A 19,644-nucleotide genomic window follows, 5' to 3' on the forward strand; every position below is an offset into this window, starting at 1 on the left:
AGTCATGACAGTCACATTGAGCACCAACGCGGCGAAGCATGTTTCGGACTTCATCGCCAAGCGCGGCAAGGGCGTCGGCATCCGCCTCGGCGTGAAGACGTCGGGCTGTTCGGGCATGGCCTACCGGCTCGAGTTCGTCGATGAAACGCACGACGAAGACATGGTCTTCGAAAGCCACGGGGTGAAAGTCGTCGTCGACCCGAAGAGCCTCGCCTACCTCGATGGCACCGAACTGGATTTCGTCCGTGAGGGGCTGAACGAAGGGTTCAAGTTCAACAACCCGAACGTGAAGGATTCCTGCGGCTGCGGCGAAAGCTTCAACGTCTGAAAACGGCGCGTTTCCCGATGAGCATCGATCTTCAGCAGGACTTCTTCGCACTTTTCGGTCTTCCGCGCCGCTTCAGCATCGACGAAGCGGCGCTGGAACTGGCCTACCACGACCTGCAGGGGCAGGTGCACCCGGACCGCTACGCGAGTCTTCCGGATGTCGAGAAGCGCCTTTCGATGCAGTGGGCGACGCGCGTCAACGAAGGGTTTCGGACGCTGCGCAAGCCGCTACCACGCGCGCAATATCTTCTCGAACTCGCCGGCATCGACGTCGGCCTGCACACCAACACCGCGATGTCGTCCGCGTTCCTGATGGAACAGATGGAATGGCGCGAAGCGGTCGAGGAGGCACGCGCGGCGGGCGAGAGCGAGGAGCTGACGCAACTGCATCAACGCCTGCGTCACCATTCGCGCGAGGTGTTCGATGAACTCGAACACGCGATCGACGAACGCCAGGACTTCAGCGCGGGGGCCGAAATCGTGCGCCGCCTGATGTTCATGGAAAAGATCCAACACGAGATCGACGACGCCCTCGAGGCACTGGAAACCTGAATGGCCCTTCTGCACATCGCTGAACCCGGCCAGTCGACCGAGCCGCACAAGCACCGACTGGCGGCCGGGATCGATCTGGGTACGACCAACTCGCTCGTCGCGACCGTCCGCAACGGCATCGCGGTGTGTCTCGCCGACGAAGCGGGGCGCTCGATGCTGCCCTCGGTGGTCCGCTATCACGCCGACGGCCGCATCGAAGTCGGACACACCGTCGTGGCCGCGCACGCGACCGACCCGAAGAACACGATCATGTCGGCGAAACGCTTCATGGGCCGCGGGCTCAAGGACGTTTCCCATGTCGAATCCTCGCCGTACGACTTCCTCGACAGCGACGGGATGGTACGTCTGCGCACGGTGCAGGGCGTCAAGACGCCGGTCGAAATCTCGGCCGAAGTCCTGAAGGTGCTGGGCGCCCGCGCGGAAGCGAGCCTCGGCGGCCCGCTCACCGGCGTCGTGATCACGGTGCCCGCGTACTTCGACGACGCGCAGCGCCAGGCGACGAAGGACGCGGCGAAGCTCGCGGGCCTCAACGTGCTGCGCCTGCTCAACGAGCCGACCGCAGCGGCCGTCGCGTACGGACTCGACAACGCGGCCGAGGGCGTTTACGCGATCTACGATCTCGGCGGCGGCACCTTCGACCTCTCGATCCTGAAGCTCTCGCGCGGGATCTTCGAAGTGCTGTCGACGAACGGCGACGCGGCCCTCGGCGGTGACGACTTCGATCACCGGCTGTTCTGCTGGGTGCTCGACCAGGCCTCGATCGAGCCGCCCTCGAGCGAGGACGCACGCCGACTGCTGATGAAAGCGCGTGAGGCGAAGGAATTGCTCACCGCGAGCGACGAGGCCCCGATCAAGGTGCGGCTGTCGACCGGCGAGGAAGTAAACCTCGTCATCACGCGCGAAGAGTTCGGGAAGATCACTCAGCATCTGGTGCTGAAGACCGTCGCGCCGATGCGAAAAGCGCTGCGCGACGCGGGCCTCGTGCCCGAAGACGTCAAGGGCGTCGTGATGGTCGGCGGCGCCACCCGGATGCCGCACATCCAGCGCGCGGTCGCCGACTTTTTCGGCCAGGAGCCGCTGACGAACCTCGACCCCGACAAAGTCGTCGCGCTCGGCGCCGCCGTTCAGGCGAACGTGCTCGCGGGCAACCGGCAGTCGGACGACGACTGGCTACTGCTCGATGTGATCCCGCTGTCGCTCGGCCTCGAGACGATGGGCGGACTGACCGAGAAGGTCGTGCCGCGCAACTCGACGCTGCCGATCGCGCGCGCACAGGAATTCACGACGTTCAAGGATGGCCAGACCGCGATGGCATTCCACGTGGTCCAAGGCGAGCGCGAGCTCGTCACGGACTGCCGGTCGCTCGCCCGCTTCGAGCTGCGCGGCATTCCGCCGATGGCGGCCGGTGCGGCGCGGATCCGCGTCGCGTTCCAAGTGGATGCCGACGGCCTGCTTTCGGTGTCGGCGCGCGAAATGTCCTCCGGCGTCGAAGCCAGCGTTCTCGTGAAGCCCTCGTACGGCCTCACCGACGACGAGATCGCCGGCATGCTGCGGGAAGGCGTCGATCACGCCGGCGACGACAAGAACGCACGCTCCCTGCGCGAGCAGCAGGTCGAAGCCGAACGTGTCATCGAAGCGACGGTGCATGCGCTCGAGCAGGACAGCGCACTGCTCTCGGCCGACGAGCGCGCGACGATCGACGCGGCGGTCGCCGAACTCAAACGTCTCTCCGGCGGGGACGATCCCCGCGCGATCAAGCAGGGCATCGACGCGCTCGCCCGCGCCACCGACGAATTTGCGGCCCGTCGCATGGACCTCAGCGTCCGCTCGGCGCTGGCCGGCCACAAGGTTGATGAGATCCAGGTATGACCCAGATCATCGTTTTGCCCCATGTCGAACTCTGCCCGGACGGCACCGTGATCGAAGCGGAGCCCGGCAAGTCGATCTGTGACAGCCTCCTCGAGAACGGCGTCGAGATCGAGCATGCCTGTGAAAAATCATGCGCGTGCACGACGTGCCACGTCATCGTCCGCGAGGGCTTCGACAGCCTTCCCGAGGCCGAGGAGACCGAGGAGGACCTGCTCGACATGGCCTGGGGGCTCGAGTCGCAGTCCCGGCTGTCCTGTCAGGCGATCGTCGGCGACACCCCGCTCGTCGTCGAGATTCCGCGTTACACGATCAACATGGCCCGGGAGGGCAAGCACTGATGAAATGGACCGAGGTCCAGGAGATCGCGATTCAGCTCTCCGAACGCCATCCCGATGTCGACCCGACGAAGGTCAATTTCGTGGACCTGATGAACTGGGTGATGGCGCTGCCCGAATTCGACGACGATCCGAAGCATTGCGGCGAGCGCGTGCTCGAGGCGATCCAGCAGACCTGGATCGACGAGGTCGAGTGAGATGACCGCCGCGAGCGTGTTCGATTTCGAAACGCGACGGCTCGACGGCAGCGCAATGCCGCTCGCGGACTTCCGCGGCAAAGTGCTGCTGATCGTCAATACCGCGAGCGAATGCGGTTTCACGCCGCAATACGCGGCGCTTCAAAAGCTCCACGACAGCTACGCCGATCGCGGCTTCTCGGTGATCGGCTTCCCCTGCAACCAGTTCGGCGGGCAGGAGCCGGGCGACGCGACTGCGATCGCGACTTTCTGCGAGCGCAATTTCGGCGTGAGCTTTCCGCTCGGCGAGAAGATCGACGTGAAGGGCGAGCAGGCGCACCCGCTCTATCGCCACCTGACCTCGACCGCGCCGGGGATCCTCGGCACGGAAGCGATCAAGTGGAATTTCACCAAGTTCCTGATCGACCGGGAAGGGCAGGTGGTCGGGCGCTACGCCCCCGCGACCAAGCCCGAAAGCATCGCGAAGGACATCGAAGCGCTGCTTTGAACGCTGCCGCGACGCGCTCGGTACGGCGACGCGGCAGCGATTCCGCTTCCGACGGGAATCGGCGAACGCACCCTCAGTACGATGGGATGCCGTGGCCGTCCGAGGGCTCGTTCAGCGACAGCCAGTAGGCCCCGATCTGCTCGACTGCCTTGATGAACGCGTCGAAATTCACCGGTTTGCGGATGTAGCTGTTCGCGCCGAGGCGGTACGCTTCGTGGATGTCCTGGGTTTCGCGCGACGTGGTCAGCACGACGACCGGAAGCAGGGCCGTGTGTTCGTCCGCCCGGACGCGCCGCAGCACTTCCAGGCCGTCCATGCGCGGCAGTTTCAGATCGAGCAGCACGAGCGCGGGCATCACCGACTTGTCGCACCCCGCATGCGGCCCCGTTCCGAGCAGATATTCGATCGCCTCGACGCCGTCCCGAGCGACGACGACCGGGTTCCGGATGTTGTTCTTGGCGAAGGCGCGCAAGGTGAGCGCCTCGTCGTCCGGGTTGTCCTCCACGAGCAGGATGGGACGTTCGAGGGACATCGACTTGCTTCCTGTGAGTAGCCGAAACGGGACCGTGGACGCGCGGACGCGACACGATGACCGCGGCCCGGCTCGCGGTGCTCCTTCGCTCAGTCCGCCCCCGGCAGTTCTTCGGCGCGGAGCACGAAGACCATGTCGTCGCCGCCGCGGGCGGATAGCCACACCATCGGAAGATCGGGGAAAGCCAGCTCCACGAGCGAACGATTATGCCCCACTTCAACAGCCAGAAGACCGCCCGGGTTGAGAAAGCGCTTCGCCTCGGCGATGAGCCGCCGCACGACGTCGAGCCCGTCTTCGCCGGCAGCGAGGGCCATTCGCGGTTCGTGGAGGTATTCGGCGGGGAGCGCCGCCATCGCTTGGTCGGTGACGTAGGGCGGGTTGCTGATGATCAGGTCGAACGTCCGGCCGCCGAGCCCGCTGAACACGTCGCTCTTCACCAGGTCGACGCGGTCTTCGAGACCGTAGTCGGCGACGTTCCCGCGGGCGACGTCCAGGGCGTCGTCGGACAAATCCGCGCCAACGACCTGAGCATTCGGAAATGCGTGGGCCATCAGGATCGCGAGGCAGCCCGAGCCGGTGCACAGGTCGAGGACGTCGCCGACCGTGTCCGGCTCCTCGATCCACGGTGCGAAGCCGTCTTCGAGCAGTTCGGCGAAGAACGAGCGCGGCACGATGACACGCTCGTCGACGTGAAAGCGGAAGTCCCCGAGCCACGCCTCGCCGGTGATGTACGCAGCCGGCACGCGCTCTTCGGTACGGCGCTCGATGACGGCCAGGAGCGCTTCGCGCTCTTCGCCGGTGATGCACGCATCGAGGAAAGGCTCGAGCCGATCGAGCGGCAGCGACAAGGTGTGCAGCAGCAGCCACACCGCTTCATCGTAAGCGTCGCTGCAGCCATGGCCGAAGAACAGCCCGCCGCGGTTGAAGCGGGTCACCGCGTAGCGCAGCCAGTCGCGTAGGGTGACGAGCTCGCCGAGCGGCCCATGCTCATGCTCGTGTTCATCTTCGTGGTGATGCTGGAGGTCGGACATGTTCAATCTCGGGTGGGGGACAGCAGCGCGGCAAGCGTGCGCTCGAAAATGACGGAGAGCGGTTCGATCGCGTCGAGCGCGACGCATTCGTTGACCTTGTGGATCGTCGCATTCACCGGGCCGAACTCGACGACCTCGGTGCAGATGTCGGCGATGAAGCGCCCATCCGAGGTGCCGCCGGACGTCGACAGCTCGGTGTCGACGCCGACGGTGTCGCGGATCGCGTCCGACAACGCGGCGACGAGCTTGCCCCGACTGGTGAGGAAAGGCTTGCCCGACAGGTGCCAGTCGAGCTCGTAATCGAGCCCGTGACGATCGAGCACCTCGTGCGTGCGCCGCTTCAGGTCGTCCGCGCTGCTCACGGACGCGAAGCGGAAGTTGAACAGCACTTCGCACAGTCCGGGAATGACGTTGTTCGCGCCGGCGCCCGCGTGGATGTTCGACACTTGCCAGGTCGTTGGCGGAAAGAACTCGTTGCCATCATCCCAGCGGATCGCGGTGAGTTCGGCGAGCGCCGGGGCGAGCTCGTGAATCGGATTGCGCGCGAGCTGCGGATAAGCGACGTGCCCCTGGATGCCCTTGACGCGCAGCGTGCCGGACAAGGAGCCGCGACGACCATTCTTGATCGTGTCGCCGAGCGTGGCGACCGAAGTCGGCTCGCCAACGACGCAGTAATCGAAGCGCTCACCGCGCGCTGCGAGCGCCTCGACGACCTTGACCGTGCCGTGCGTGGCGACGCCTTCCTCGTCCGACGTGAGCAGTAGCGCGATCGAGCCGGCGTGGTCCGGATGCGCAGCGACGAAACGTTCGATCGAGGTAACGAAGGCCGCGAGCGAGGTCTTCATGTCGGCGGCACCACGTCCGAAAAGCTGGTCGCCGCGCACCGTCGGCTCGAACGGCGACGACTCCCACGCGTCGAGCGGGCCGGTCGGGACGACATCGGTGTGGCCGGCGAAAGTGAGCACCGGTCCTGCGTCGCCACGACGCGCCCAGAGGTTGCAGACCCCCGCGGCGTCGATCCGCTCGAAGCGGAAGCCGAGCGGGGCGAGCCGCGCCGCGATGAGATCGAGGCAGCCCCGATCGTCAGGGGTCACGGACGGGCGGGCGATGAGCTCGCAGGCCAGTTCGAACGTGGCCCTTGATGTTTCCTGATTCATGCTGATCCGGGTTTTTCTGGCTGGTTACTGCGTCGCCGTGTCGTCGAGGTGCAGCGCAAAGTCGCTGAACGACGCGACGGCCGGCTTCGTCGGAGGAAGGTCGAGGGTCGGCGGGTTGTCGTTCGCGTCGTCGGCGACCGGCGCGTCGGACTGAGCGTTGTTGATCAGCCACGCCAGGTTCGTCGGCGAATCGGCGTTCGCCAACGCTTCTTCGAAGGTGATGACGCCGTCGCGGTGCAGGCGGTGAAGATCCTGCTCGAAGGTCTGCGATCCCGGTGCGAGGCTCTGCTGCATCGCTTCCTTGACTTCGCTGAGTTCGCCGCGCTCGACGAGCTCGGCGACGTGGCGCGTGTTCATCAGGATCTCGACCGCCGGGAGGCGCATGCCGTCCGGCTTGCGGATGAGGCGCTGCGAGATGATGCACTTCAGCGCGACCGCGAGGTCGAGATACAGCAGCGAGCGGTTTTCGAGCGGGAAGAAGTTAACGATGCGGTTCAGCGCGTGGTACGCGTTGTTCGCATGCAGCGTCGCGAGGCACAGGTGGCCGGTCTGCGAATATGCGAGCGCCGCCTGCATCGTCTCGCGGTCGCGGATCTCGCCGATCAGGATGCAGTCGGGCGCCTGCCGCATCGCGTTGCGCAAGGCATCGTGCCAGCTGTGCGTGTCGATCCCGACTTCGCGCTGGTTGATGATCGACTTGCAGTGCTTGAAGAGATATTCGATCGGATCCTCGACCGTGAGGATATGCCCCGAGCGGTTCCTGTTGCGGTGGTCGATCATCGACGCGAGCGTGGTCGACTTGCCCGAACCCGTCGCGCCGACGACGAGCACGAGACCGCGCTTCTCGGTGACGACCTCGGCCAGCACCGGCGGCAGCCCGAGCGAGTCGAGCGTCGGAATCTCGCCCTGGATGTAACGGACGACGACGGCGATGCTGTGTCGTTGCCAGAACACGTTCACGCGGAAATTGCCGAGCTCACGCCGGCCGAACGAGAGGTTCAGCTCCTTGTCGTGCTCGAAGGTTTCGATCTGCTCCGGCGTCATCATCTCGTAGATCATCCGCTTGATCATGGACGGCTCCATGACCTGCTGATTGATCGGCATCGTGATGCCCTGGATCTTGATGTTGATCGGAGCGCCCGCCGAGATGAAGATGTCCGAGGCGCTCTTCTCGGCCATCAACTGGAACAGCTTGTCGAAAATCATCGCGACGGTCTCGATGGGAAAAAAAGTGTCGAAGCGCTCCCGCGCGCCCGCCGAGCGGGGCGCGCGGAACGGGAATCAGGCGCCGCGCAGCAGTTCGTTGATGCCCGTCTTCGCGCGCGTCTGCGCATCGACGCGCTTGACGATGACCGCGCAGTACAGGCTGTACTTGCCGTCGGCCGAGGGCAGGCTGCCCGGCACGACGACGGCGCCGGACGGCACGCGGCCGTAGAAAACTTCGCCGGTCTCGCGGTCGTAGATCTTCGTGCTCTGGCCGATGTACACGCCCATCGACAGCACCGCGTTCTCCTCGATGATCACGCCTTCGACGACTTCCGAACGCGCGCCGACGAACACGTTGTCCTCGATGATCACCGGACCGGCCTGCACCGGTTCGAGCACGCCGCCGATGCCGACGCCGCCCGACAGGTGCACGTTCTTGCCGATCTGCGCGCACGAACCGACCGTCGCCCAGGTGTCGACCATCGAGCCCTCATCGACGTAGGCGCCGATATTGACGTAGGACGGCATCAGCACGACGTTGCGGCCGATGAAGCTGCCCTTGCGCGCGACCGCCGGCGGCACCACGCGGAAGCCGCCTTCGCGGAACTGCTCGGGCGTGTAGTCGCCGAACTTCGTCGGTACCTTGTCGAAATATTGCGTCGCGCCGGCAGGCATCACTTCGTTGTCGGCGAGGCGGAACGAGATCAGCACCGCCTTCTTGATCCACTGGTTGACGGTCCAGGTGCCGTCGATCTTCTCCGCGACGCGCAGACGTCCCGCGTCGAGGCCGTCGATGACCGCGGCGACGGCGTCGCGGACGCTCGCGGGCGCCGATGACGGGGACAGGCTGGCGCGGTTCTCGAACGCGTCGTCGATGATCTTTTGCAGTTCTTGCATGGGGATTTCCGTTATTTGAGGGTTTGGCAGAATTCGGCGATGCGCTCGGCGGCCTCGACGCACTCGGCGGTGCCGGCGACGAGGGCGATACGCACGAAACCGGCGCCCGGATTGACGCCGTTCGCTTCGCGGGCAAGAAAGCTGCCCGGCAGAACTGTGACATTATATTCAGCGTGCAGACGGCGGGCGAAGTCGGTGTCGGAGATCGGCGTCCGCGCCCACAGGTAGAACCCTGCGTCGGGCAGCCCGACGTCGAGATGGCGCGCGAGGACCGGGGTGACGAGGTCGAACTTCTCGCGGTACAGGCGGCGGTTCTCGATCACGTGCTGCTCGTCGTTCCAGGCCGAGACGGATGCAGCCTGCACGGCCGGGTTCATCGCGCAGCCGTGGTAGGTGCGGTAGCGCAAGAAGTCCTTGAGAACGTTCGCGTCGCCGGCGACGAAACCCGAGCGCATCCCCGGGACGTTCGAGCGCTTCGACAGGCTCGAGAACATCACCAGATTGCGGAAGTCGCTGCGGCCGAGGCGGTGCGCCGCCTGCATCGCGCCGACGGGCGGCGCGTCTTCGTCGAAGTAGATCTCCGAGTAGCACTCGTCGGCCGCGATGACGAAACCGAATCGGTCCGACAATTCGAATAGCCGCGCCCATTCGTCCTGGTTCAGCATCCGGCCGGTCGGGTTGCCCGGTGAGCAGACATAGACGAGTTGCACGTCCCGCCAGACCGACTCGGGCAACGAATCGAAGTCCGAGCCGAAGCGGTTTTCGGGCAGGTTGTTGAGGAAGACCGGCTCGGCCCCGGCCAGCAACGCCGCGCCCTCGTAGATCTGATAGAACGGGTTCGGGCAGACGACCTTCGGATTCGGGCGCCGCGGGTCGATCACCGCCTGCGCGAATGCGAACAAGGCTTCGCGCGAACCGTTGACCGGCAGCACCTGGGTCGCCGCATCGACCGCCGGCAGCCCGAAGCGGCGTTCGAGCCACGCCGAGATCGCGCCGCGCAATGCGTCGCTGCCCTGCGTGCTCGGGTAGTTGGCGAGCCCGTCGAGATTTTCGATCAGCGCCTCCCGGATGAACGGCGGCGTTGCGTGCTGCGGCTCGCCGATCGACAGACGGATCGGTCTCGGATCGGCAGTTTGCGTGACGCCCTGGAACAGCGCGCGCAATTTTTCGAACGGGTAGGGCTGCAGTCGGTCGAGGTTCGGATTCACTTTGATTGTGTCGGCATATTTCGTGGCGCGGGCCGCGAGGCCCATACGGCGGCGATGGTATCATGATGGGCTTTCGCCAGCCCCGGCCCTAACGGCTCCCCGTTCCGACGTGCGTCTGTCCAAGCTCAAACTTGCCGGTTTCAAGACCTTCGTCGACCCGACCACGGTGCTGACGCCGGGCAGTCTCGTCGGCGTGGTCGGGCCCAACGGCTGCGGCAAATCGAACATCATCGACGCGGTGCGCTGGGTGCTCGGGGAGACGCGTGCGAGCGCACTGCGCGGCGAGTCGATGCAGGACGTGATCTTCAACGGCTCGACGACGCGCAAAGCGGTATCGCGCGCGAGCGTCGAACTCGTGTTCGACAACGCCGAAGGGCGCGCCGCCGGCCAGTGGTCGCGCTACGCCGAAGTCGCGGTCAAGCGGGTGCTCGACCGCAGTGGCGACTCGACGTACTACATCAACAACGTCCAGGTCCGGCGCAAGGACGTCATCGATCTCTTCCTCGGCACCGGACTCGGCCCGCGCGCGTACGCGATCATCGAGCAGGGGATGATCTCGCGCATCATCGAGGCGCGGCCGGAAGAGGTGCGCGGCTTTCTCGAAGAAGCGGCGGGCGTCACGAAGTACCGCGAACGGCGCCGCGAGACCGAAGGTCGCTTGTCGGACGCGCGCGACAACCTCGCGCGCCTGGAAGACATCCGGATGGAACTCGGCGAGCGCATCGGCCACCTCGAAGGCCAGGCAGCCGTCGCCGCGCGCTACCGCGAGCTCACTACCGCCCACACCCAGCGCCAGCAGCTGCTGTGGCTCTTCAAGCGCAACGAGGCGCGCGCCGAGCAGACGCGGCTCGAAACCGAACTCAACCAGCTGTCGGCGAAGATGGAGTCCGACAGCGCGCGGCTGCAGGAACTCGAAGCGGCGGTCGAATCGGCACGCGACGCGCATTTCTCCGCGTCCGAGTCCGCGCACGCGGCGCAGGCCGACCTCTTCACCGCGTCCGCCGAGGTCACACGGCTCGAAGCCGAACTGCGCCATCTGGACGACGCGCGCAAGCGGCTCGAAGCGCGCCTCGTGCAGCTCGCGACCGACGAGGCGCACTGGCGCGAGCGCCAGGAAACGCTCGGCGCCGAGCGCGAACGCTGGACCGGCTTGCTCGACAACGCCGCGATGCGCGCCGAGCAGGCCGAAGCGCGCCATTTCGAGATTGCCGATCGATTGCCCGAAGCGGAGTCGGCGCGCCAGGCCGCCGACACTACGGCCGCCGCCGCGCGGCGCGAACTCGCGCAGACCGAGCAGCAACTGCGGGTCGAGGAGGCGAATCGCGCGAGCGCGCTGCGAGCGCTCGACGCACTCGAGCAGCGGCGCACTCGGCTCGCCGGCGACGGCGAGACGATCGAAGGGCCCGACGAATCGATGATCGCGCGCCAGGAAGCCCGCCTCGATGCGCTCCGCGACGAACACGACGCACGCCAGCAGGAAACGAGCACCCTGCAGGCTAGAGCCCCGGAAGCGCAGGCGGCACTGAAGGCCGCGCTCGACCACGAACGCCAGGTGCAGCGGCGGCTGACCGAATTGCGCGCTCGGCGCGACGCGCTGGTGCAGTTGCAGGCGAAAGTCCAGTCGCAGGGCCAGCTCGGCGACTGGCTGAAACGTCACAAGCTCGCCGAGCTGCCACCCGTTTGGCGCGAGCTTCGCGTCGAGCCGGGTTGGGAGGTCGCGGTCGAAGCAGTCTTGCGCGAACGCCTGGCTGCGCTGACCGGCGACGTCGCTACCGCCGCTCAGGCGATGTTCGACGACGCGCCGCCCGGCTCGCTCGCGGTCGCGTTCGTCGACGGCAGCGACAGCGCAGACCTGCCGCCGGCGCCTGCAGGCAGCATTCCGCTGATCGAACGGATCGGCGTCGCTACCCCGTCGCTGCGTCCGGTGCTCGCCGACTGGCTGCACGGCTGCTTCACCGTCGATGCGCTCGAACCGTGGATCGATCGCCGGCACGAACTCGCGCCCGGAGTGAGCCTCGTCGGGCCGCGCGGGCAGATCCTGACCCGCCACGCGCTCGTGCATTACGCGCCGGACAGCCGCACCCACGGCGTCATGGAGCGCCAGCGCGAAATCGATGCGCTCGCGCTCGCGCAGCAGGAACTCGAAAGCGACGCCCAGGCCGCGCACGACGCGCTGCTCGAAGCGGAAGCGGTCGCCGCCGACCTGCAGGAGCGCATCGGCGCGCTGCGGCGGGACGTGCAGACGATGCAGCAGCAGATTCATGGCGAACAGGTCGAACTCCTGAAGCTCACGCAGGCCCGCCAGCGTGCGGACGAAAGGCGCACCCAGCTCACGCGGGACCTCGACGACCTCGTGCGTCTCGAAGCGACCGAGCGCGAGCATCTCGCGCGCGTCGACATGGAACAGGCCCGCTGCGCCGAACTCGCAGAACTCCAGCGCGAGCGGCTCGACGCCGCGATGGAAGTCCTCGCGGAGCGCGACAACGTGCTGCGCGAGACGCGCGCGCTCGAACAGGCGACCGCGCGCGAGCTGCAGGAAGCGCGCTTTTCCGAGCGCGAATGCGCCGGCAAGCTCGACGACATCGCACGCAACCTCCAGCTCGCGACCGAACAGCTCGCGCGCGTGAGCGCCGAAATCGATGCGCGCCGCCAGGAGCTCGACGCGACCGACAGCGCCCGCAGCCGCGACGCGCTGCAGGAAGCGCTGAGCCTGCGCCAAAGCCGCGAATCCGCGCTCGCGGGACGGCGCGACGCGCTGGAGCAGGCCGCGGCGGCGCTGAAGCAGACCGACGAGATGCGGCTGCGCGCCGAGCACGAAGCGGGTCCGGCCCGCGGCCGGGTCGCCGAACTGCGCCTCGCGGTCCAGGCGGCGGAGCTCGCCGTCGCGCAATTCCACGAGCGGCTTGCCGAAGCGCAGGCCGACGAAGCCGCGCTCGCGCCGCTGCTCGGCCCCGAGCTGCGCGAAACCTCGCTCGTCCGCGAAGTCGCGCGGCTCGCCCGCGAGATCGCCGAACTCGGCCACGTGAACCTCGCCGCGCTCGACGAACTGCGCAGCGCGCAGGAGCGCAAGGGCTATCTCGACGCACAGTCCGAGGATCTGAATGAAGCGATCGGCACGCTCGAAGACGCGATCCGCCGCATCGATCGTGAAACCCGCGAGCAGTTGCAGGAAACCTACAATACGGTCACGCAACACTTCAGCACGCTGTTCCCGCAGCTATTCGGCGGCGGGCAGGCGAGGCTGGTTTTGACCGGGGACGAAATTCTCGATGCAGGGATCCAGATCGTCGCGCAGCCGCCGGGCAAGAAGAACAGCTCGATCCACCTGTTGTCGGGGGGCGAGAAGGCGCTTACCGCGATCGCGCTGGTTTTCTCGATGTTCCAGCTCAACCCAGCGCCGTTCTGCATGCTCGACGAGGTCGATGCTCCGCTCGACGACACGAACACCGAACGCTACTGCCAGATGGTCAAGCGCATGTCGTCGCAGACGCAGTTCGTTTTCATCAGCCACAGCAAGATCACGATGGAGATCGCCCAGCAGCTGGTCGGCGTGACCATGCAGGAGCAGGGTGTGTCCCGCGTGGTGGAGGTGGATATGGAAGCGGCTCTGCGACTCGCGGAGCCGGCAGCAGCCTGAGAAACGAAGTCCGACCGTATCCCGCCCGGGATGCGGAGCAGTTTTTTGTATTCATATCGAAATTGGTGACGAGTGCGCCCCGGCGGCGCGACCCGCAACAGGAAGGAAGATGGATAGCGAATTGCAGATCGGATTGGCCGCGCTCGGCGTGGCCGTAGTCGCAGGCATCATCGCGTACAACAAGTGGCAGGAACGCAAGCACCGCCGGCAGGCGGAGCAGGCGTTCCGGTCCGACCACCGCGATGTGCTGCTCGAGCCGCAGGACGGCGCGCAGCCCGCCGATGAGCGCATCGAGCCGTCGTGGGATGACCCGGCGGCCGAGAATCCGGAGCCGGTCGCCGCTCCCGCCGCGACGCAGTGGCACACGAAGGACAATCCGATTCGCCGCGTCACGCCCGGCGTGCCCGACGTCGTCGACCCGCGCATCGACTGCGTGATCCGCATCGAATCGATCGAAACGCTCGACGCGCCGCGGTTGTGGGCCGCGCAGCACCAGGAGCTCGAAGGCATCTCCAAGCCGGTGCGCTGGTTCGCGTTCGACGACGCCGCGAATGTGTGGCGAATGCTGACGCCGAACAGCGCGGGCGCGTTCCACTGGTACTGCGTTGCGATGCAGCTCGTCGATCGGCGGGGCGCGATCGGCGAGAACGACTTCATGCATTTCTCGGGCGGCGTCCAGCGCATCGCCGACCAGTTCTTCGCCGTGCCGGCCGACCTGCCGACGCGCGTCGAGACACTGCGCAAGGCGACCGACCTCGACGAATTCTGCGCCAGCGTCGACGTGCAGATCGGGATCAACGTCGTCGCCACGAACCAGCCGTTCGCCGGTACGAAGGTGCGCGCGCTCGCCGAAGCGCACGGCATGACGATCGGTGACGACGGCGCGTTCCACGCGCGCGACGAAGCCGGCCACACGCTGTATTCGCTGAGCAACATGGAGCCGGGGCTGTTCGCGCCCGACGAGATGCGCCAACTGCATACCAGCGGCCTGACGCTCGTCATCGACGTTCCGCGGGTCGCGAATGGCGTCCCGGTGTTCGAGCGGATGATGCATCAGGCCACGCAGATCGCCGAAGCGCTGCATGGCACGGTCGTCGACGACAACCGCGCACCCTTCGGCCCCGACGCCGCCGCGGTGATCCGCTCGCAGATCCAGCACTTCCAGGCGCAGATGGCTGGACTGGACGTTCCCGCGGGCAGCCCGCTCGCGATGCGACTGTTCTCCGTCTGATGGCTGCTTCACCCGTCGAAGTCGAGCGCGCCGCGCAACTGCGCCGCGAGCTCGAATGCCACGACCACGCGTACTACGTTCTGGATGCGCCCACGGTTCCGGACGCGGAATACGACCGCCTGTTCCGTGAGCTCGAAGCGCTCGAACGCGCGCACCCGGAACTGCTGAGCGCCGACTCGCCGACGCAGCGTGTCGGCGGAAAAGCGATGCCGGGCCTCGTCCCGGTCCGGCATGCGATCCCGATGCTGTCGATCCGCACCGAGACCGACACGACCGGCGGCGGCGTGATCGCGTTCGACACGCGCGTGCGCAACGCGCTGGAACTCGGCCCGGACGCGGCCCCGATCGAGTATCTCGGCGAACTGAAATTCGACGGGCTTGCGATCAACCTGCGCTACGAAAACGGCGTCCTTGTGCGCGCGGCGACGCGGGGCGACGGCGAGACCGGCGAAGACGTCACCCACAATGTCCGCACGATCCGCCACATTCCGCTCAAGCTGCGCGGCGAAGCTCCGCCGCTGATCGAGGTGCGCGGCGAAATCTACATGCGCCGCGACGCGTTCGAGCAGCTCAATGCCCGCCAGCTCGACGCCGGCGAGAAGGTGTTCGTGAATCCGCGCAATGCCGCAGCCGGCGCCGTGCGCCAGCTCAACCCGCGCATCGCGGCGAAGCGCCCGCTGTCGTTTTTTGCCTATGGCTTCGGCGAGACCGCAGGCTGGGATCTCCCGTCGACGCAGGGCGAAATGCTCGATGCGCTCGCGCGCTTCGGCATTCCGGTGTGCGAACACCGCGTCGTCGCGCTAGGCCCGGATACGCTGATCGCGTTCCATGACCACATCGCGGAAATCCGCGACAGCCTGCCGTACGACATCGACGGCGTCGTCTACAAAGTCAACCGCTTCGACCTGCAGCGCCGGCTCGGCTTCGTCACGCGCGAGCCACGCTGGGCGGTGGCGCACAAGTACCCGGCGCAGGAGGAAATCACCGAGCTCGAGGACATCTGGGTGTCGGTCGGGCGCACCGGCGCGCTGACGCCGATGGCCCGCCTGAAGCCGGTGTTCGTCGGTGGCGTCACGGTGACGAACGCCACGCTGCACAACGAGGATGAGGTCACGCGCAAAGGCGTACTGATCGGCGATCAGGTCATCGTGCGGCGCGCCGGTGACGTGATTCCCGAAGTCGTCGGGCCGGTCGTCGAGCGGCGCACCGGCCGCGAGCGTCCGTTCGTGATGCCGGACACCTGCCCGATTTGCGGCTCGCATGCGCAAAAGCAGCCGGACGAAGCGATCACGCGTTGTACCGGCGGTCTCTTCTGCCCGGCCCAGCGCAAGCAGGCGCTGCTCCATTTCGCCGGGCGCCGCGCGATGGACATCGAGGGGCTCGGCGACAAGCTCGTCGACCAGCTCGTCGAGGGCGGCATCGTCCACACGCCGGCCGACGTCTACAGGCTCGGCCTGGTGAAGCTCGCGAACCTGCCGCGGATGGCCGACAAATCGGCGGCAAACCTGCTCGCGGCGATCGAGAAGAGCCGCCACACGACGCTCGCGCGCTTCGTTTTCGCGCTCGGCATCCGCAACGTCGGCGAAGCGACTGCGAAGGATCTCGCGCGTTATTTCGGCTCGCTCGACGCGCTGATGGACGCCGACGTCGAGCGCCTGCAGCAGGTGCCCGATGTCGGACCGATCGTTGCGCAGAGCATCGCCGGATTTTTCGCCGAGGCGCACAACCGCGAAGTCATCGAGCAGTTGCGTGCGGGCGGCGTCGCGTGGGAAGAGGGCGCGCCCGCGGTCCCGACGTCGGGTGCGGCGAGCGGAAAGACCTTCGTGCTCACCGGCACGCTGCCGACGCTCAGCCGCGACGACGCGAAGGAGCTGATCGAGTCCCACGGCGGCAAGGTCAGCGGCTCGGTGTCGAAGAAGACCGATTACGTCGTCGCCGGTGCCGAGGCGGGCTCGAAGCTCGCGAAGGCCGAAGCGCTCGGGCTGACGATTCTCGACGAGGACGGGCTCCGGCGCGTCCTCCAAAACGGCGCGTGATGCGTTCAAAACGAACTCTGCAAAGCAAGGAGAGGCAGCACATGAAGAAGGTCACGAAAGCGGTGTTCCCGGTCGCTGGCATGGGCACGCGGTTCCTGCCGGCCACGAAGGCGAGCCCGAAGGAGATGCTCCCGATCGTCGACAAGCCGCTGATCCAGTACGCCGTCGAGGAAGCGGTCGCCGCGGGAATCACGGAGATGATCTTCATCACCGGCCGCACGAAGCGCTCGATCGAGGACCATTTCGACAAGGCCTACGAACTCGAGACCGAACTCGAAGCGCGCGGCAAGAAGGAGTTGCTCGCGTTGGTGCAGCGCACGGTGCCGAAAGGTGTCAACTGCATCTACATCCGCCAGTCGGAAGCGATGGGCCTCGGGCACGCAGTGCTGTGCGCGGCGCCGGTGGTCGGTGACGAGGCATTCGCGGTGCTGCTCGCCGACGACCTCCTCGACAACCCCGGCGCGACACCGATCATGGAGCAGATGGTGGGCGTCTATAACTACAACCGCTGCTCGGTGCTCGGCACGATGAACGTGCCGCGCGAGGAAACGCGCCAGTACGGCATCGTCAGCACCGAGAACCAGAACGGCGACGTGCAGCGCGTGACCGGCATCATCGAGAAGCCGAAGCCCGAGGAAGCGCCGACGACGCAGGCGGTCGTGGGCCGCTACATCCTGACGCCCCGCATCTTCGAGCACATCCGCGCGGTGAAGCCGGGCGCGGGCGGCGAATACCAGCTGACCGACGCGATCGCGGCGCTGCTCAAGGACGAAGCCGTGCTGTCCTACCAGTTCAAGGGCGTGCGTTACGACTGCGGGTCGAAGCTCGGCTACCTGAAGGCGAGCGTCGAGCTGGCGCTGCGGCACCCGGAAGTCGGCGAGGATTTCGCCGCTTACCTCGCCAGCCGCGGCTGAAGCCCGGCTGTTCCGGTGCCGCAACGGCACCGGGCCGGAGGGGGACGTGAAGCGTTAGTGTCCCCCGATTCGGGTCGAGTCGGAGGCGCAGCGGTCCGGCGGATGAAGGCTCAGGCGTTCGCCGACGAAGCGGCGGACTTCCTGCCGTCGACGACGCACAGCAGAAGAAAGCGCGCGATATCGACCGTGTAGCGGCGGGCGAGCCGCTTGGGTTCCAGCCCGAGTCGATACAGCCATTCGAGATGCAGCCGGCGGACCAAAGCCGGCGCGCGCGGCTTGTCGCCGGCGAGAAAGTCGAACAGTGCGCCGACGCCGATCAGCAGTTTCGCGTCGAGACGGTCGGCGTGATCCAGGATCCATCGTTCCTGTCCCGGATTGCCGAGCGCGACGAGCACGACTTCCGCCCCGGAGGCGTTGATCTGCGCGACGAGCCGGTGCGGGTCCGACATGCCTTCGAAACCGTCGCAGCTGCCGGCGACCGTCAGGCCCGGCAAGCCGCGCAGCGCGTCCGCCGCTCTCGCCGCGACACCGGGACGGGCGCCGACGAGGAATACCCGTCGCTTCGCCTGCGCGAGCAACGCCGGGATGAAATCTGTGCCGTTGAGGTTTTCGACGAAGCGCCGGCGGTGGACGAGCCAGGCGCCGATGTCGAGCCCGATGCCGTCGTTCGCGATCACGACGTTCGGCGCGGCGACGATGCGTTCGCGCAGCGGCGTGCACTGGACGATGAAATTGGTGTTCGCGAAGAACATCACGGCTTGCTCGCCGCGTTCCAACGCCTCGAGCAAGCGCTGCGAAAGCGCGCCGGCCGTGGTCCGAAGCACCGGAAAGCCGGCGATCGGCAGCATCTCCACCTCGCTGGTCATGGCGTGGCCGCTCACATCCGGGTGTCGGCGAAGCGGGTCGGAGCCAGCACCCGATCGGCGACCTCGGCCCAAGTGGGATGACGCCGCGACGGCCGGCGCGGCGCGTGAAGCGCGGCGACGATCGCGGCGACGATCGAGCTTTCGTCGTTCGGGGAATAGCCGAAGCGCGAATCGTAATCACCGACGACCGTCCACGGGCAGACGGCCGGCAGGCCGAGGAAGTCGTACTGGATCAGCTTCATTGAGGTGTCCGCCAGGTAGTCGGGCAGTTCTGCCGCGCGGTAGGGCGCGATCCCGAACGCGGCGTGCTTGAGGTAACGCACGGTCTCGGCATGCGGCATCTCGTCGTGGACGACGACGTTTTCCGGGTAATCCGGATGCCTGGGATGGCCGGAACCGATCACGTGGAAAGTGATCGCCGGAAAATGCCCGGCGGCGCTGATGAAGAAATCCGGATCGAACAGCATCGAGCCGACGGCCACGGCGTGCGTGCCGGACCCATACGGCGACGGCTCGCCGAGCTCGGCCAACCCGTGGTCGATGCCGTGCGGGATGAAGTAGAGGTTGTCGGTGCTCGGAATTTTCGCTGCGAGGGCACGCGACGGCAGCCGGATCACGTCGATCGACGGCGCAATGCGACGGAAGGTGTGCTTGACGTACTCGGCCGAATTGATCGTGTCGAGGTCGTCGGAGGCGATGTACACCGTCTTCGCCGCCGGATTGAGTGCGCGCGCGAGTTCGAAGAACACCGGAGCGGTGCCGCTCTCGAACAGGATCACGTCGGCGTCCTTGATCCAGCGCAGCAGCACGGGGCTCGCTGCGCGCACGTACCAGCGGAACATCAGCGTCTCCACCGGTCGCAGCAGCGGACGGCGGGTGTTGAACGGGTGCAGCGGTGTCTTCCAAAGGAAACACTCGACGCCGCGGTGCTGCTCGATGCGGTTCGCCCGTTCGTCGATCGGCAGACGGGGGTCCGCCGTGTAGCGCGACAAATGGCTGTAGCGCAGCGAAAAGAAGCGCGCGGTCCCGCGCTGCGCGAGTTCTTCGCAGATGAAGTGGATATTCGCCTTGCGCGGGGATCGGTAATCGTGCGCGGAAATGACGAGGAAGTTCCGCCCCGGTTCGCGCAGGCGCGTGTGGTCCATCGGTTCACCCATGTTCG

At 66.7% G+C, this 19,644-nt stretch carries 18 protein-coding genes; 10 read left to right on the top strand and 8 right to left on the bottom strand.

Annotated elements, in window-relative coordinates; genetic code table 11:
• The first annotated feature begins 4 nt into the window (after positions 1-4).
• Genes iscA through ROZ37_RS11560 form a run of 6 tightly spaced genes read left to right on the top strand, consistent with a single transcriptional unit; the run spans position 5 to position 3,767 of the window.
• On the top strand, positions 5-328 hold the full coding sequence (gene iscA / locus ROZ37_RS11535) for an iron-sulfur cluster assembly protein IscA (RefSeq protein ID WP_312659507.1): 324 nt from the start codon (positions 5-7) through the stop codon (positions 326-328).
• Between the two features lie 17 nt (positions 329-345).
• Positions 346-879, top strand: a complete 534-nt coding sequence (gene hscB / locus ROZ37_RS11540; RefSeq protein WP_312659508.1) for a Fe-S protein assembly co-chaperone HscB — start codon at positions 346-348, stop codon at positions 877-879.
• Positions 880-2,748 carry a Fe-S protein assembly chaperone HscA gene (hscA, locus tag ROZ37_RS11545; protein WP_312659510.1) on the top strand — a complete coding sequence of 623 codons (1,869 nt, stop codon included), beginning with the start codon at positions 880-882 and terminating at the stop codon, positions 2,746-2,748. It abuts the gene before it with no gap.
• On the top strand, positions 2,745-3,086 hold the full coding sequence (fdx, locus tag ROZ37_RS11550) for an ISC system 2Fe-2S type ferredoxin (protein WP_312659511.1): 342 nt from the start codon (positions 2,745-2,747) through the stop codon (positions 3,084-3,086). The genes hscA and fdx overlap by 4 nt, the downstream gene beginning before the upstream one ends.
• Positions 3,086-3,280, top strand: coding sequence for a Fe-S cluster assembly protein IscX (gene iscX / locus ROZ37_RS11555; RefSeq protein ID WP_312659512.1), 195 nt, complete (start codon positions 3,086-3,088; stop codon positions 3,278-3,280). Before fdx ends, iscX begins: the two co-directional genes overlap by 1 nt.
• Before the next feature lies 1 nt (position 3,281).
• Positions 3,282-3,767, top strand: coding sequence for a glutathione peroxidase (locus ROZ37_RS11560; RefSeq protein ID WP_312659513.1), 486 nt, complete (start codon positions 3,282-3,284; stop codon positions 3,765-3,767).
• 73 nt (positions 3,768-3,840) lie between these two features.
• Here ROZ37_RS11560 and ROZ37_RS11565 read toward each other — a convergent pair whose 3' ends face one another.
• The 6 genes from ROZ37_RS11565 to dapC all read right to left on the bottom strand — a co-directional run bounded on the left by ROZ37_RS11565 (position 3,841) and on the right by dapC (position 9,798).
• A complete protein-coding gene (locus ROZ37_RS11565; protein ID WP_312659514.1) occupies positions 3,841-4,299 on the bottom strand; it encodes a response regulator in 459 nt (152 codons plus the stop codon).
• Positions 4,300-4,388: 89 nt separating this feature from the next.
• Positions 4,389-5,330, bottom strand: a complete 942-nt coding sequence (gene prmB / locus ROZ37_RS11570) for a 50S ribosomal protein L3 N(5)-glutamine methyltransferase (protein ID WP_312659515.1) — start codon at positions 5,328-5,330, stop codon at positions 4,389-4,391.
• 2 nt (positions 5,331-5,332) lie between these two features.
• Positions 5,333-6,487, bottom strand: coding sequence for a succinyl-diaminopimelate desuccinylase (gene dapE / locus ROZ37_RS11575; protein ID WP_312659516.1), 1,155 nt, complete (start codon positions 6,485-6,487; stop codon positions 5,333-5,335).
• Between the two features lie 24 nt (positions 6,488-6,511).
• The gene (locus tag ROZ37_RS11580) at positions 6,512-7,693 is read right to left on the bottom strand and encodes a PilT/PilU family type 4a pilus ATPase (RefSeq protein WP_312659517.1); all 1,182 of its coding nucleotides are present in this window, start codon (positions 7,691-7,693) and stop codon (positions 6,512-6,514) included.
• Positions 7,694-7,768: 75 nt separating this feature from the next.
• Positions 7,769-8,590 carry a 2,3,4,5-tetrahydropyridine-2,6-dicarboxylate N-succinyltransferase gene (gene dapD / locus ROZ37_RS11585; protein ID WP_312659518.1) on the bottom strand — a complete coding sequence of 274 codons (822 nt, stop codon included), beginning with the start codon at positions 8,588-8,590 and terminating at the stop codon, positions 7,769-7,771.
• 11 nt (positions 8,591-8,601) lie between these two features.
• Complete coding sequence (gene dapC / locus ROZ37_RS11590; protein WP_312659519.1) at positions 8,602-9,798, bottom strand: succinyldiaminopimelate transaminase; 1,197 nt, start codon at positions 9,796-9,798, stop codon at positions 8,602-8,604.
• A gap of 109 nt (positions 9,799-9,907) precedes the next feature.
• Between dapC and smc the strand changes: the two genes are divergently transcribed.
• From smc to galU, 4 genes are all read left to right on the top strand, one after another.
• Positions 9,908-13,435 carry a chromosome segregation protein SMC gene (gene smc, locus ROZ37_RS11595; protein WP_312659520.1) on the top strand — a complete coding sequence of 1,176 codons (3,528 nt, stop codon included), beginning with the start codon at positions 9,908-9,910 and terminating at the stop codon, positions 13,433-13,435.
• 109 nt (positions 13,436-13,544) lie between these two features.
• On the top strand, positions 13,545-14,666 hold the full coding sequence (locus tag ROZ37_RS11600) for a cell division protein ZipA C-terminal FtsZ-binding domain-containing protein (RefSeq protein ID WP_312659521.1): 1,122 nt from the start codon (positions 13,545-13,547) through the stop codon (positions 14,664-14,666).
• The gene (gene ligA / locus ROZ37_RS11605; RefSeq protein ID WP_312659522.1) at positions 14,666-16,702 is read left to right on the top strand and encodes an NAD-dependent DNA ligase LigA; all 2,037 of its coding nucleotides are present in this window, start codon (positions 14,666-14,668) and stop codon (positions 16,700-16,702) included. Before ROZ37_RS11600 ends, ligA begins: the two co-directional genes overlap by 1 nt.
• A gap of 41 nt (positions 16,703-16,743) precedes the next feature.
• Entirely contained in the window at positions 16,744-17,616 is an 873-nt protein-coding gene (gene galU / locus ROZ37_RS11610; protein ID WP_312659523.1) for a UTP--glucose-1-phosphate uridylyltransferase GalU, read from the top strand.
• A gap of 110 nt (positions 17,617-17,726) precedes the next feature.
• Here the strand turns inward: galU and ROZ37_RS11615 are convergent, their stop codons facing one another.
• Positions 17,727-18,482, bottom strand: coding sequence for a WecB/TagA/CpsF family glycosyltransferase (locus ROZ37_RS11615; RefSeq protein WP_312659524.1), 756 nt, complete (start codon positions 18,480-18,482; stop codon positions 17,727-17,729).
• Positions 18,483-18,493: 11 nt separating this feature from the next.
• Entirely contained in the window at positions 18,494-19,639 is a 1,146-nt protein-coding gene (locus ROZ37_RS11620) for a glycosyltransferase family 1 protein (RefSeq protein ID WP_312659525.1), read from the bottom strand.
• Positions 19,640-19,644 lie beyond the last annotated feature (5 nt).

The organism is Aromatoleum sp., from assembly GCF_032027225.1.
GTDB lineage: Bacteria > Pseudomonadota > Gammaproteobacteria > Burkholderiales > Rhodocyclaceae > Aromatoleum.

Excerpts from the sequence above, each read along its gene's own strand:
- iscA (WP_312659507.1), top strand. The coding sequence starts at position 5 with ATGACAGTCACATTGAGCACCAACGCGGCGAAGCATGTTTCGGACTTC.
- hscB (WP_312659508.1), top strand. The coding sequence starts at position 346 with ATGAGCATCGATCTTCAGCAGGACTTCTTCGCACTTTTCGGTCTTCCG.
- hscA (WP_312659510.1), top strand. The coding sequence starts at position 880 with ATGGCCCTTCTGCACATCGCTGAACCCGGCCAGTCGACCGAGCCGCAC.
- fdx (WP_312659511.1), top strand. The coding sequence starts at position 2,745 with ATGACCCAGATCATCGTTTTGCCCCATGTCGAACTCTGCCCGGACGGC.
- iscX (WP_312659512.1), top strand. The coding sequence starts at position 3,086 with ATGAAATGGACCGAGGTCCAGGAGATCGCGATTCAGCTCTCCGAACGC.
- ROZ37_RS11560 (WP_312659513.1), top strand. The coding sequence starts at position 3,282 with ATGACCGCCGCGAGCGTGTTCGATTTCGAAACGCGACGGCTCGACGGC.
- ROZ37_RS11565 (WP_312659514.1), bottom strand. The coding sequence starts at position 4,299 with ATGTCCCTCGAACGTCCCATCCTGCTCGTGGAGGACAACCCGGACGAC.
- prmB (WP_312659515.1), bottom strand. The coding sequence starts at position 5,330 with ATGTCCGACCTCCAGCATCACCACGAAGATGAACACGAGCATGAGCAT.
- dapE (WP_312659516.1), bottom strand. The coding sequence starts at position 6,487 with ATGAATCAGGAAACATCAAGGGCCACGTTCGAACTGGCCTGCGAGCTC.
- ROZ37_RS11580 (WP_312659517.1), bottom strand. The coding sequence starts at position 7,693 with ATGATTTTCGACAAGCTGTTCCAGTTGATGGCCGAGAAGAGCGCCTCG.
- dapD (WP_312659518.1), bottom strand. The coding sequence starts at position 8,590 with ATGCAAGAACTGCAAAAGATCATCGACGACGCGTTCGAGAACCGCGCC.
- ROZ37_RS11600 (WP_312659521.1), top strand. The coding sequence starts at position 13,545 with ATGGATAGCGAATTGCAGATCGGATTGGCCGCGCTCGGCGTGGCCGTA.
- ligA (WP_312659522.1), top strand. The coding sequence starts at position 14,666 with ATGGCTGCTTCACCCGTCGAAGTCGAGCGCGCCGCGCAACTGCGCCGC.
- galU (WP_312659523.1), top strand. The coding sequence starts at position 16,744 with ATGAAGAAGGTCACGAAAGCGGTGTTCCCGGTCGCTGGCATGGGCACG.
- ROZ37_RS11615 (WP_312659524.1), bottom strand. The coding sequence starts at position 18,482 with ATGACCAGCGAGGTGGAGATGCTGCCGATCGCCGGCTTTCCGGTGCTT.
- ROZ37_RS11620 (WP_312659525.1), bottom strand. The coding sequence starts at position 19,639 with ATGGGTGAACCGATGGACCACACGCGCCTGCGCGAACCGGGGCGGAAC.